This is a genomic window from Lutimaribacter pacificus (genome assembly GCF_900142185.1).
Taxonomy (GTDB): Bacteria; Pseudomonadota; Alphaproteobacteria; order Rhodobacterales; family Rhodobacteraceae; genus Lutimaribacter; species Lutimaribacter pacificus.
In genome coordinates, this window is the sequence record NZ_FQZZ01000020.1 from 1 (window position 1) to 12,027 (window position 12,027).

The following is a 12,027-nucleotide window of genomic DNA, read 5'->3' on the forward strand; positions in this document are numbered from 1 at the left end:
TGGTAAGCGCGGCGGCCAGCCTGAAAACTGCCTACCGTCAACGCCTGTCACCCATCCTACGGCAAGGTGGCATGCGGTGCAGACTGTCAAGATAACGCCACGATTTCTTCGCGCGCGTAGGCCGTGTTTCCGAACCGGGACAGGCCATAGTTGCGGTTCAGGCGATGCGGCGCCTTGGTCGCATGAGAACATTCGTGCGCCCAAACACCGTAAAAGTTCCGCGGGTCCTGAAACCGTGAGATGGGAGGCATGTAGACCTTGTCGACAGCCGGCATGTAATAGGCCTCGTCGCCCGCGAATACGGTGGTGATGTCGATGGCCTCGAAGAAGGCCTGCATATGCGGGATCGGCTCTGCGATCGGATGATCCGGCACGGGCTCGGGGTCCGGATGAAAACTGTCCGGGAGCCCTTCGATCTGACAAGCGTTGAAGACCCGGTAGGATTTCTGGAAACGGAAGACGCGGGCGTCGTCGGTCTCGTCATCGTCGGACGCGTCATCCCCCTCCCCCTGTTTCCGACTCTGTCCGTAATAGATCACCAGGGAGGATTTCTCGCCTTTGCGGATCCTGGCGTCCAGGGCGTTGGCCTGTGGCATCGTCATCCAGAATGGCGAGCCGTAGCCCGCCATCGTTGTCCGCATGGTCAGCAGGAAGTTGTTGACGCCCTGGTAGGGCGCGCCGCTCACCCGCAGAGGCCGGGAGCTGCCACCCGCCGTCCAGGGCTTGCGCCACGGCAGGACTCCGCGTTCGATGATGCGAATGAGTTCGTTTGTGATCGACGCGGCGGCGTCGAATTTGGGTTTAGATTTGGATTTGGCCATGGGTGGTCTCCGATGTCAGAAGGAGCGCACGGCAACCGCGCGCGGACCGGAGAACGGTTTTGGAAAGTAACCCTTCGGTGAGGTGGCGGGCCCCCTGCGGAACTCTGCCAGACCCCTTTCCTCATTCTCCGGATCCGCCAGGACCCAAAGCCTGCTTTGACTTTCCGGGACCCGGTCGCACAGCGGCTAAATCAACCGTCAGAACGCGGACCGCCCGCCCGGATCCGAACCTGGTGTCCCCGCATAAAGTCCTTCAGTTCAACGAAAGTCTTCCCTCATACATCGGTCGTTTCTCAGGCGAAACGTGACGATGGCGGGCCGATGGGGTTGCGGTGTCGGGCCGAAACCTTAGAAGGGCAACCGCGCGAGGCGCGTGGTTCCCAGCATGAGGCTTGGGGCCAGCTCCCACCACTGAACACCCGGAGTATTCAATGATCCGCCATGTCGTTTTCTTCACTGTTCCGAACGACGGCAACCTCGACACTGTCCGAAAGGGACTGCAGCTCCTGACGCAGATTCCCAATGCGAAGCACCTCGAGATCGCTCTGAACCGCAAGACGGATCCGGCCAGCAAGGAGATCGACGTGGTCGTCTACGGAGAGTTCGTGGATGACGAGGCGCTGGCCGCCTACAAGGCGCACGAGATCTATGCCGAATCCATTCGGCGTGTGAAACCGCTGCGCGAAATGCGCCTTGCAGCGGATTACGACACCGCTCGGGCCTTCGTAGCTCCTGATGACGAGGCCTAACCTCCTGACGTGATCTCGCAAGATCAGGCTGGGTGCGGTCGACCTTTTGCTGCGCGCCGATCTTGCCGACACCGAGATGCGGTTCGCTGCACCTCACGAATTAATCCGCGCCGACGATGCTGACGAGGTGCCACGCGCCCAGGACCAGATGGAACGCGCGCGGGCCGCAGGCAAGTGGTGCGCGGGCTACTTGAGCTACGAGACAGGCTATGGCCTCGATCCGCGCAATTCAGTGCCTGCGCGCGCTGGAGGGACGTCCGCGTGACATCGACTGCGGGGCCATCGAATTCATAGGTCCTTCTGGCCTGATGCGCGGCAATGTCGCCATCCGTCCGCAACCTCGCTTTCCAAAAGGGCGATGAGGCCATTTTCAACGTGTGTGGCGGCATCCTGTTCGATTCCGAGGTCAGTTCGGAATACGATATTGTCCCCTGAAGTCGCGACTCGCGACCGGAGCGGCCTTGGAACCCTGGTCAGACGCTTAGACGTGGGACTGGGACCTCCAGCCTCCTGAAAATGTTAGCGTATGCAATTTATGTGGCGCGCTCCCTCAAGCTTGCCCTTGCGTCATCCACCAATTAGATACCCATCAGCCGACGCCCTCCGCGTGCGGCCGCGCCCTTTGCGGCGGCCCGAATTGACCCGAGGAGTTGCCGCACTTGCTGGACCAGATCGCGCTGCGCGCCGAACTCGCCGATCACTACGATCTTTCCCCTTCCACCGGCATCGCAGCCGCGACTGCCGAAATCTATGCGCGCATGGACCGTGTCGTGACGCCCCCCGACTGGGCGATCTATGCGCCCTACGTGGCGGCGATCAACAAGTTGAAGAAGGATCGCAACGCGGTCATCCTGGCGCATAACTACATGACGCCCGAGATCTATCACGGCATCGCGGACGTGGTCGGCGACAGCCTTCAGCTGGCAATCGAGGCGACCAAGGTCGAGGCCCACATGATCGTTCAATGCGGTGTGCATTTCATGGCCGAGACGTCCAAGATCCTAAACCCCTCCAAGACGGTGCTGATCCCCGACATGGAGGCAGGCTGTTCGTTGGCCGAAAGCATCACCGCCGAGGGCATCGCCCAGATGCGCGCACAATATCCCGGCGCGCCCGTCGTCACCTATGTGAACACCACGGCCGAGGTGAAGGCCGCGTCCGACATCTGCTGCACCTCGTCGAACGCGGTGCAGATCGTGCGCGGGCTGGATAGTGACACCGTCATCATGACACCGGACAAATATCTGGCGCAGAACATCGCCAACCTGGTGCCGGAAAAGAACATCGTGTGGTGGGATGGGGCCTGCATCGTGCACGAACAATACACCGCGCAGGACCTGAAGGATTTCCGCGAATGGAACCCCGGCACGCGGATCATCGCGCATCCCGAATGCCCGCCCGACGTTGTGGCCGAAGCGGATTTTTCCGGCTCGACCAGCGGGATCATCAACTATGTCACTCAGCAACGGCCCGAAAAGGCGATGCTGGTGACGGAATGCTCCATGGCGTCCAACATCTCGGACGCGCTTCCGGATGTGGATTTCGTCGGCCCCTGCAACATGTGCCCCTACATGAAGAAGATCACGCTGGAAAAGGTGCTGTGGTCGCTCCACACCATGGAAGGCGCGGTCGAGGTTGACCCACAGATCGCCGACAAGGCCCGTGTCGCCGTGCAGCGCATGATCGACCTCTCTGCCAAGATGGCCGGCTAGGGCGATGTCCCCGATCGAAACGGGTCGCGTCATTATCGTGGGCGCAGGGCTGGCGGCGCAATACGCCGCGCTGAAACTGGCCCCGCGTCCCGTGCTGATGATCTCGCCCGAGGCATTGGGAACCGGCGCCTCCTCGGCCTGGGCGCAGGGCGGCGTGGCGGCGGCGATGGACCCGGCGGACAGCGCCGAGGCCCATGCCCGCGATACCGTCACCGCAGGCGCAGGCACCGTCGATCCGGGCGTGGCGGTGTCGGTCACAACCGAGGCGCGCGATCACATCCTTGACCTGACCGGGCTGGGCACACCCTTCGACCGCACCGCAGACGGCGACTATGTGCTGTCGCGCGAGGCGGCGCATAGTGTCGCCCGCGTGGTGCGGGTTCAGGGCGATCAGGCCGGGGCCGAGATCATGCGCGCCCTGATCGTCCAGGTGCGCGAGGCGGATCATATCCAGGTGCTCGAAGGCGTGATGGCCACGGGGCTTGAGGTCTCGGTCGGCCGTGTCACCGGCGTGGCCGTTGCCCGCTGTGATCGGGGGCAAAGCGCCAGCGTCACCCTGCGCGGCAAGGCAGTTTTGCTGGCCGGGGGCGGATCGGGCGGGCTTTATGCCCTCACGACCAACCCGCCGCGCATCCGGGGCCAGGTCATCGGCATGGCCGCCCGCGCGGGCGCGCAGATCGCCGACGCAGAATTCGTGCAGTTCCACCCTACCGCCATGGCCTGCGGGCTGGACCCTGCCCCGCTGGCGACCGAGGCATTGCGCGGCGAAGGAGCCACGTTGGTCAACCGACAGGGCGTGCGCTTCATGCTGGACACCCACCCCGACTCGGAACTGGCCCCGCGCGACATCGTGGCTCGCGCCGTCTATGCCCAGACACAGGCAGGGCTGGCCCCGGCACTGGACACCCGCGCCGCCCTTGGCGCAAAGATCCCCAGCGATTTCCCAGCCGTCAACGCCGCTTGCCAGCAGGCGGGTCTCGACCCGGTCACGCAGGTCATCCCTGTGGCCGCCGCCGCGCATTACCACATGGGCGGTGTGGCGACGAACGCGGACGGGGCCAGCACCCTGCCCGGCCTCTGGGCCTGTGGTGAGGTCGCCTCGACCGGGTTGCATGGCGCGAACCGTCTGGCCTCGAACGGCCTGCTCGAGGCGCTGGTTTATGGCCGCCGCTGTGCGCTGGCGATCGACGCCGCCCTGCCCGCGCCTACGGATGCCGCAGCCGTCACCCTGCCCGAGCTTCCCGCCGCCGAAACGCCCGATCCTGCGCTGGTCGCCCGGCTGCGTCAGGCGATGACCGACGGCGCTGGCGTGATCCGCACGGCGGATGGCCTGACCCGGACGCTGGCCGAGATCGCCGCGATCGAAGCCGCGCAACCCGATTGCGAGACGCTGAAGAACATGACCGCCACCGCCACCCTGATCGCCGCCGCCGCGCTGATGCGCCGGGAAAGCCGGGGCGCGCATTTCCGGTCGGACTTCCCCCGGCCCGAAGGCGCGACCGGCACAAGGTCGCTGATGACCCTGAACGACGCGCTGGCGATCCGCGCAACCAAGACCCGAAAGGAACCGGCATGAGCCATACTCCACTGCCCGACCTGATCCTTGAACCGCTGGTCCGCGCCGCGCTGATGGAGGATCTGGGCACCTATGGCGACATCACCACCCGCACCGTCATTCCGGCCGGCACCACCTATGCTGCGCGGCTGAATGCGCGCGAACCGGGCGTCGTGTCGGGCCTGCAGATCGCCGAACTGGCCTTTCGGCTGGTCGATCCCACGCTGAAGATCACCGCGCACAAGGCCGACGGCGACGTGATCGCGCCGGGCGACCTGCTGATGGAGATCTCTGGCGACGCGGGTTCGATCCTGTCGGGCGAACGGGTCGCGCTGAACTTTGCCGGGCGCATGTCCGGCATCGCCACGCTGACCGCCGCCTTCGTGGCCGAGACACGCGGGACGAACACCCGTGTGACCTGCACCCGCAAGACCACGCCGGCGCTGCGGATCGTGGAAAAGCAGGCCGTGCTGCATGGCGGCGGATTCAACCACCGCTTCAGCCTGTCCGACGCCATCCTGATCAAGGACAACCACATCGCCGCTGCCGGGGGCATCCGCCCCGTTCTGCAAGCGGTCAAGGCGAAGGCGTCCCACATGATCCGCTGCGAGATCGAGGTCGACCGGCTGGACCAGCTTTCGGAGGTGCTGGACGAAGGCGGCGCCGATGTCGTTCTTCTGGACAATATGGACACGCAAACCCTTGTGAAAGCGGTGGAAATGACCTCCGGGCGCGTTGTTCTCGAAGCCTCGGGCAATATGAAGCTGGCCCGCATCGCCGAGGTCGCGGCGACGGGCGTCGATTACATCTCCTCGGGCGCGCTGACCCATTCGGCGCAGGTTCTGGACCTTGGGCTGGACTTCTGAACCGGAAATCCGCCGCGCACGTATATGACTGTTTCGTATAAGAAAGCGCAATATTATTGCGCTGCGCTTGCGAAAGGGCCGTCGAGAGGGTAACCCTGCGTCAGCCTGTCTTCGGAGGACCGACATGAGCCAATCCGCCCCGCAACGCAGCCTCACCGCGTCCGACATCCGTGCGCGCAAGGGGGCCGGTCCGCTGGTCTGCCTGACGGCCTATACGACCCCCGTGGCACAGCTGGCGGATGCGGACTGCGATCTGGTTCTGGTCGGTGACAGCGTCGGCATGGTGCTGCACGGGTTGCCCTCGACACTCGGCGTGACGATGGAAATGATGGTGCTGCATGGCCGCGCCGTCGCCCGGGGCCTGAGCCGCGCGCTGATGGTCGTCGACATGCCCTTCGGCAGTTATGAAGACTCCCCCGCCCAGGCCTTTCGCAACGCCGCCCGGCTGATGGCTGAAACCGGCGCCGGCGCGGTCAAGCTGGAAGGCGGCGCGCATATGGAAGACACGATCCGCTTTATCGTGGAACGCGGCATTCCCGTCATGGCCCATATCGGATTGACGCCGCAGGCGGTGAACGCACTTGGCGGCTACAAGGTGCAGGGGCGCGGCACGGATGCGGACCGGATCGCCGAAGATGCCCGTGCGATGACCCGCGCGGGGGCGTTTTCAGTCGTGCTGGAAAAGGTGCCCGCCGCGCTGGCGGACCAGATCACCGCGGATATCGCCATCCCCACGGTCGGCATCGGGGCGTCAGCGGGCTGTGACGGGCAGATCCTTGTGATCGACGACATGCTGGGCCTTTTCGACGCCTTCAAGCCGAAGTTCGTGAAACGCTATGCCGACCTGGCTGCCGAGGCGCGCACCGCCATCCGCACCTACGCGGAAGAGGTCCGCGCCCGCAGCTTCCCCGCCCCCGAACATGTCTTTTCCCAGGAGGAACCGGGCACATGAAGATCATCCGCACCAAGACCGAGCTGCGCGCCCTGACCGAAAGCTGGCGCCGCGCCGAGGAAACCATCGGCGTCGTGCCGACCATGGGCGCACTGCATGCCGGGCACCTGTCCCTGGTGGAACGGGCCTGCGCCGAAAACGACCGGGTGATCGTGACGCTGTTCGTGAACCCCAAGCAGTTCAACAACCCCGAGGATCTGGCGAAATACCCAAGGACCGAGGACAGCGATGCCGAAAAGCTGACGCCCTATGGCGCGGATATCCTCTATGTGCCCGACGGCGCGCAGATGTACCCCGAGGGTTTCGCCACGACCGTGTCGGTGACCGGCGTCAGCGAAGGCCTGTGCGGCGGGGCGCGCCCGGGGCATTTCGACGGGGTGGCCACAGTGGTGACCAAGCTGTTCCTGCAGACCGATGCCGACCGCGCCTATTTTGGGGAAAAGGATTACCAGCAGCTGCAGGTGGTGACCCGCCTGACCCTGGATCTGGACCTGAAGACCGAGATTGTCGGCTGTCCGACCATTCGCGAGGAAGACGGCCTCGCCATGTCCTCGCGCAACCTCCGGCTCGCCGCAGGGCCACGCGAAATTGCGCCGGTGATCGCCCAGGTCCTGGACGACGCCGCGCGTGTCATCTCCCGCGGCGGACAGGTCGCGCAGGCCCTCGACAAGGCCAGGGCGGTGCTGCTTTCTGCCGGGTTCGACACCATCGACTACCTCGAACTGCGCAGCGATCCCGACCTCAGGCTGATGACCAGGGCAGACCGCCCCGGTCGCCTTTTCCTGGCCGCCTGGCTCGATGGCGTGCGCCTGATCGACAATGTCCCTGTCGCGGGTCTCGCAAGCGTCCCGACTCCCGACGATCACCCGCTCGAGCCGACCTGACCGGGCCACCGCCTCTCAGTCCTGCGCCCGCAGCCCGGACCGCGCGAGGGCGGCAATCAGGTCCGTCCTGGTGACGATGCCGACGATCCGGCCCTTTTCAAGGACCGGCACCGCATCGACATCACCATTGGCCATCATCGGCAGGAGCTCCCCGACCGGACTCGCCGGTACCGCCCGAGGTCCGGCGACGCTCATGATGTCCTTGGCACGGACCGGCTGCGTGCGATCCCGGTCGATCAGGCGCCGAAACGCCGCGACATAGCCACGGTCGAGCCGAAGCGCATCCTCGCGCGCGCGGTCGATCAGGTGCATCTGGAAGATCACGCCAAGGTAACGCCCCTCGGCCCCGGTCACCGGAAGCGAGGTAAAGCGATGATGTCTGAACAGGTCCGCAATCTTTGACAGCGGAGTGTCCGGGCCAATGGTCACCAGATTGCGCGACATGACGTCGGTCGCCAGAAGCGGACCTGTCCGGTGCGCGGCGGCCTGCAACTCGGCCGCGCCGATCAATCGCGCCAGATCCTCGACACCCAGATTGAACGACTGGCGATAGCGATCCAGAAGGTCCGTCAGTTCTTCTCGGGACAGGCCGATGCGCTTGGCGGGATCGGGATCTTCGGTGCGGTGGCGACTTGGCTCATCGAACTGGCGGAATGGATATCTGCGCCCCGTGAGCCGGGCGTAGATCGCAGCACAGACGACCAGCGCGAGGGTGCCCGTGGCGACGGGTGCGATCGCGAACCAGAATCCAAGTCGCCCGACCGCCTCCGGGCTCATCGCCGCTGTCATGGCGACCGCACCCGCCGGGGGATGGATCGCGCGACACAGGATGCCGACCGTAATCGTCAGCCCGACCGCAAGGGCGATCCGCAGGACAGGGTCAGCGACCACGGAACAGACCGCCACACCGACCAGTGCCGCAAGAGTGTTGCCCACCACCGCCGACCACGGCTGCGCCAACGGGCTGTTGGGTACTGCGAACAGCAGAACCGACGTCGCACCGAACGGGGCAATCAGGTAAAGGCCAAGCGTCAGGTCGACCACGGGCGACAACAGGAATGCGCCCGTCACCCCAAGCCCGATCAGGGCGCCGATCCCGGCGCGAAGGGCCTCGGCTGGCGAGGGGCGGCCAATAACCGGGCCAAGCGAACGGAACAGGGACTCCATGACTGCTGCCTTGTCTGTTTTGCCTAAAGTTTCAACAAGCGAGGGCAGGCGCAAGCACATCCGCCCGGCATTGAACCGGGCGCTCAGCCTGATATGCTGACGCTCACCTAGGGGTGTCCCGACAAGGGGCTGAGATATCGCTGGCGATTGCAGCGCGGTGACCCTTTGAACCTGATCCGGATCATGCCGGCGAAGGGACAGGATCGCAGCGCTCTCTTGCCCTTGCCGGCCTCAGCATGACGAGGCCGCCTTGCCATATCAACCGACAGACCCACGCCCGATCCCGTCGGCCATCGCCGTAGTCGTGCGCGACACTCAGGTGCTTCTCGTGCGTCTGTATCGACCCAGAGAAATCCTGCTCATGCTACAAGGGAGAACGTAGCGATGAGTATGACGATGGACGACAGCATCAAGCGTTGGACGGCGAAGCGTAAGACGGCGCTGGTGATCGAGATCATCCAGGGCAAGACGACGGTTGCGGAGGCGAGCCGGTCGTTTGACCTGGCCCCTTCCGAGATCGAGGGCTGGGTCGAAGACGCGAAGCGGGGGATGGAGAACTCGCTGCGGGCCAATCCGCTCGACATTCGGGAGCAATACGAGAAGCAGCTCAAGGACCTTCAGGAGGCCTACGGCGAGGCCATGCTGGAGCTCCGGGCGCGAAAAAAGTTGCAGGCCCTGCTGGATGCGCAGGACGGGAATTGATCCTTCGCATTCAGCAGGGCCTCAGCGCCGAGGGCATCACGGTGTCGATCGCCAGGCTCTGTGCCTGGTTCGGCGTGCCGCGCCGCACGGTCTACTACAAGCCGGTGAAGGCCGCTCCGCGGATCGATCCGCGCTTCGCCGAGCCGATCAAGGCGATGATCGAGGAGGAGCCCTCCTTCGGCTATCGCACCGTGGCCTGGCTCCTGGGCTTCAACAAGAACACGGTGCAGCGGATCTTCCGGCTCAAGGGCTGGCAGGTCCGGAAGCGGGCCGTCGGCATGCGGCCCCGCATCCAGGCCGTTCCATCCGTCGCCACGGCGCCGAACGAACGCTGGTCCACGGATATCGCCCGCATCTGGACCGGCAGGGATGGCTGGGCCTCGCTCGCGCTCGTGATCGATTGCCATACCCGGGAGTTGCTGGGCTGGCATCTATCGCGCTCCGGCAAGGCAAGCACTGCCAGCGCAGCTCTCGAGCACGCGCTCATCGCCAGGTTCGGCACGCTCGGCCGCGTCGAGGCGCCGTTCCTGCTGAGGTCAGACAACGGTCTGGTCTTCACCAGCCGCCACTTCACGGCGCTGGTCCGAAGCTACGGCCTGAAGCAGGAGTTCATCACGCCCCACTGCCCCCAGCAGAACGGCATGGTCGAGCGCGTCATCCGGACCCTCAAGGAGCAATGCGTTCACCGCCATCGCTTCGAGAGCATCCAGCATGCGGCGCGGGTCATCGGAGACTGGATCACCTTCTACAACAACCGCCGCCCTCATCAGGCGCTTGCCATGCGCACGCCAGCCGAGGCATTCAGATTAGCGGCTTAACCTGAGCAGATTCCGCTGGGTCGATACACGTCGCGCCAATCCGCCCGATGCGGGCCTTTGGGGATTTCCCGGCGGCAAGATTGACCAGGGCGAACCCCTGTTCGACGCAGCCATCCGCGAACTGGCCGAGGAGACCGGCGTTTCCGCCGAACCGCTGCGCGTGATCACGGCGCTCGACGCATTTGACCACGACATGGTCTTGACCCCTGAAACTGGTCCGAACCGAGTGCGAATTTTTGGGTACATTTCTGGCAACAGAGGAGTGTACCGATGCCGAAGAAACGATTCAGCGACGAACAGATTGCCTTTGCATTGAGGCAGGCGGAAGCCGGGACGACGGTTGGCGAGATCTGTCGAAAGATGGGGATAGCCGAAGCGACGTTCTACCGCTGGAAGAAGGTCTATGCCGGGATGGGGGTATCCGAGATCCGCCGTCTCAAACAGCTCGAGGACGAGAACGGCAAGCTGAAGCGTCTGGTCGCCGATCTGACGCTGGACAAAACCATGCTTCAGGATGCGCTGCGAAAAAAGTGGTGAAGCCTGTTCGACGTCGCGAGGTTGTCCGACACTATCAGCATGTGTTCGAGGTGTCGGAGCGTCGGGCCTGCAGGGCTATGGGCTTCGGGCGGGCTTCCCACAGATATCAATCCAGGCGCGACCCCGCGGTGGAACTGCGGATGCGCCTGAAGGAACTGGCCGAGAGCCGTGTGCGGTATGGATATCGTCGTTTGCATATCTTGCTGCAGCGCGAAGGCTGGCAGGTAAACCACAAGCGTCTGTATCGCCTCTATTGCGAAGAAGGCCTGTCGATCCGAACGCGCAGCCCCAAGCGACGACGGGCCTGCCGGTATCGATCCGGCCGATCCGAGGCGGACGGCATGAACGATGTTTGGGCGATGGACTTCATGTCGGACCGGCTGTTCGACGAACAACCGTTCCGCATTCTGACTATCGTGGACTGCTTTACGAGAGAAGCTCTCGTGACTGCTGCGAGGACGAAGTTCCGAGCTTACCAGGTCATCGACGAACTGGATCGATTGGCGCGGATCAGGGGCAAGCCCCGAAGCATTCGAGTCGACAACGGCCCCGAGTTCTCTGGTCGGTTGCTGGATCAGTGGGCCTACTTGAACAAGGTCGAGCTCGACTTCTCCCGGCCCGGAAAGCCAACGGACAACGCATATATCGAGGCCTTCAACAGCCGCCTCCGTCAGGAATGCCTCAACGCCTCATGGTTCCTGTCGATGGATGACGCCCGCAACAGGATCAATGCCTGGAGAGCCGACTACAACGAAACCAGGCCGCATTCCTCGCTCGGAAACTTGACGCCGAGCGGATTTGCGGCCCAATTGAATGAAACCCGAAAGGTCGCATGAAGCCCGGACCAGAAACGGGGTGAACTCCACATCCCTCCTGTGACACTCAAATACTGGCACAGTTTTAGGGGGCTAAGACATTGTGCCCCAGTCTTTCTTTGTCTTGTACATCGTCAACTGGTGCCTGCTTGCCGGCTTTTAACTGTATGCTACTGCGATAGAACCATCGGCGAGTGACCGGGCTTCGATGGCTAGATGCGCTTCTAGCTGGGTTTGATGTGCTGCACCAAGCGACCGCGTTGGCAATCATGATGTAGACTGTATTTTTGCGTGGCGGTAGAGGATTCAGTTTCAGTTGTCCTGCAGGTTCGCTAGCTAGGTACCCATGCAAATTGACCTGCCCCCCTTCGGTCCCTCGTTCATAACGAGAGTCTGCGGGTTTGATCTTGATAATCATGGGTTTCGGTTTGGGCAAGCGCGCCGGGCGC

11 protein-coding genes, 1 pseudogene and 1 riboswitch are annotated in these 12,027 nt (G+C 63.9%); of the genes and pseudogenes, 10 read left to right on the forward strand and 2 right to left on the reverse strand.

The window, feature by feature from the left end; all coding sequences use genetic code 11:
- Nucleotides 1-95: 95 nt before the first annotated feature.
- A pseudogene (locus tag F3H87_RS21480) lies at nt 96-821 on the reverse strand (ArdC family protein); the annotation flags it as partial.
- A gap of 431 nt (nt 822-1,252) precedes the next feature.
- Here F3H87_RS21480 and F3H87_RS21485 point away from each other — a divergent pair.
- The 6 genes from F3H87_RS21485 to panC all read left to right on the forward strand — a co-directional run bounded on the left by F3H87_RS21485 (nt 1,253) and on the right by panC (nt 7,539).
- Entirely contained in the window at nt 1,253-1,570 is a 318-nt protein-coding gene (locus F3H87_RS21485; RefSeq protein ID WP_100931392.1) for a Dabb family protein, read from the forward strand.
- A 659-nt stretch (nt 1,571-2,229) separates the two neighbouring features.
- A complete protein-coding gene (gene nadA / locus F3H87_RS21490) occupies nt 2,230-3,282 on the forward strand; it encodes a quinolinate synthase NadA (RefSeq protein ID WP_100931391.1) in 1,053 nt (350 codons plus the stop codon).
- Nucleotides 3,283-3,286: 4 nt separating this feature from the next.
- Nucleotides 3,287-4,858: an L-aspartate oxidase gene (locus tag F3H87_RS21495; protein WP_100931390.1), complete on the forward strand. Its 1,572-nt coding sequence runs from the start codon at nt 3,287-3,289 to the stop codon at nt 4,856-4,858.
- Nucleotides 4,855-5,703 carry a carboxylating nicotinate-nucleotide diphosphorylase gene (gene nadC / locus F3H87_RS21500; protein ID WP_100931389.1) on the forward strand — a complete coding sequence of 283 codons (849 nt, stop codon included), beginning with the start codon at nt 4,855-4,857 and terminating at the stop codon, nt 5,701-5,703. Before F3H87_RS21495 ends, nadC begins: the two co-directional genes overlap by 4 nt.
- Nucleotides 5,704-5,827: 124 nt before the next feature.
- Nucleotides 5,828-6,655 (forward strand): 3-methyl-2-oxobutanoate hydroxymethyltransferase, encoded by an 828-nt coding sequence (gene panB, locus F3H87_RS21505; protein ID WP_100931388.1) that lies wholly within the window; start codon nt 5,828-5,830, stop codon nt 6,653-6,655.
- Nucleotides 6,652-7,539 carry a pantoate--beta-alanine ligase gene (panC, locus tag F3H87_RS21510; protein ID WP_100931387.1) on the forward strand — a complete coding sequence of 296 codons (888 nt, stop codon included), beginning with the start codon at nt 6,652-6,654 and terminating at the stop codon, nt 7,537-7,539. Before panB ends, panC begins: the two co-directional genes overlap by 4 nt.
- A gap of 15 nt (nt 7,540-7,554) precedes the next feature.
- Here panC and F3H87_RS21515 read toward each other — a convergent pair whose 3' ends face one another.
- The gene (locus F3H87_RS21515; RefSeq protein ID WP_100931386.1) at nt 7,555-8,706 is read right to left on the reverse strand and encodes an HPP family protein; all 1,152 of its coding nucleotides are present in this window, start codon (nt 8,704-8,706) and stop codon (nt 7,555-7,557) included.
- 99 nt (nt 8,707-8,805) lie between these two features.
- Nucleotides 8,806-8,922: riboswitch (TPP riboswitch) on the forward strand.
- Nucleotides 8,923-9,090: 168 nt separating this feature from the next.
- On the opposite strand from F3H87_RS21515, the gene F3H87_RS21525 reads away from it, so the two are divergent.
- From F3H87_RS21525 to F3H87_RS21540, 4 genes are all read left to right on the forward strand, one after another.
- Complete coding sequence (locus F3H87_RS21525; RefSeq protein WP_100931385.1) at nt 9,091-9,408, forward strand: DUF1153 domain-containing protein; 318 nt, start codon at nt 9,091-9,093, stop codon at nt 9,406-9,408.
- Complete coding sequence (locus tag F3H87_RS21530; protein WP_100931384.1) at nt 9,405-10,226, forward strand: IS3 family transposase; 822 nt, start codon at nt 9,405-9,407, stop codon at nt 10,224-10,226. The genes F3H87_RS21525 and F3H87_RS21530 overlap by 4 nt, the downstream gene beginning before the upstream one ends.
- Before the next feature lies 1 nt (nt 10,227).
- Entirely contained in the window at nt 10,228-10,542 is a 315-nt protein-coding gene (locus F3H87_RS22200; RefSeq protein ID WP_256388415.1) for an NUDIX domain-containing protein, read from the forward strand.
- Nucleotides 10,497-11,599 (forward strand): IS3 family transposase gene (locus F3H87_RS21540; RefSeq protein ID WP_100931383.1). Its coding sequence is split into 2 segments (ribosomal slippage): nt 10,497-10,749 and nt 10,749-11,599, totalling 1,104 coding nucleotides; the frame shifts between segments, so codons are not numbered across the junction. The genes F3H87_RS22200 and F3H87_RS21540 overlap by 46 nt, the downstream gene beginning before the upstream one ends.
- Nucleotides 11,600-12,027: the final 428 nt, after the last annotated feature.

What these genes read in the sequence shown, in the direction of transcription:
- F3H87_RS21485 (WP_100931392.1), top strand. Translation starts at nt 1,253, where the DNA reads ATGATCCGCCATGTCGTTTTCTTCACTGTTCCGAACGACGGCAACCTC.
- F3H87_RS21495 (WP_100931390.1), top strand. Translation starts at nt 3,287, where the DNA reads ATGTCCCCGATCGAAACGGGTCGCGTCATTATCGTGGGCGCAGGGCTG.
- nadC (WP_100931389.1), top strand. Translation starts at nt 4,855, where the DNA reads ATGAGCCATACTCCACTGCCCGACCTGATCCTTGAACCGCTGGTCCGC.
- panB (WP_100931388.1), top strand. Translation starts at nt 5,828, where the DNA reads ATGAGCCAATCCGCCCCGCAACGCAGCCTCACCGCGTCCGACATCCGT.
- panC (WP_100931387.1), top strand. Translation starts at nt 6,652, where the DNA reads ATGAAGATCATCCGCACCAAGACCGAGCTGCGCGCCCTGACCGAAAGC.
- F3H87_RS21515 (WP_100931386.1), bottom strand. Translation starts at nt 8,706, where the DNA reads ATGGAGTCCCTGTTCCGTTCGCTTGGCCCGGTTATTGGCCGCCCCTCG.
- F3H87_RS21525 (WP_100931385.1), top strand. Translation starts at nt 9,091, where the DNA reads ATGAGTATGACGATGGACGACAGCATCAAGCGTTGGACGGCGAAGCGT.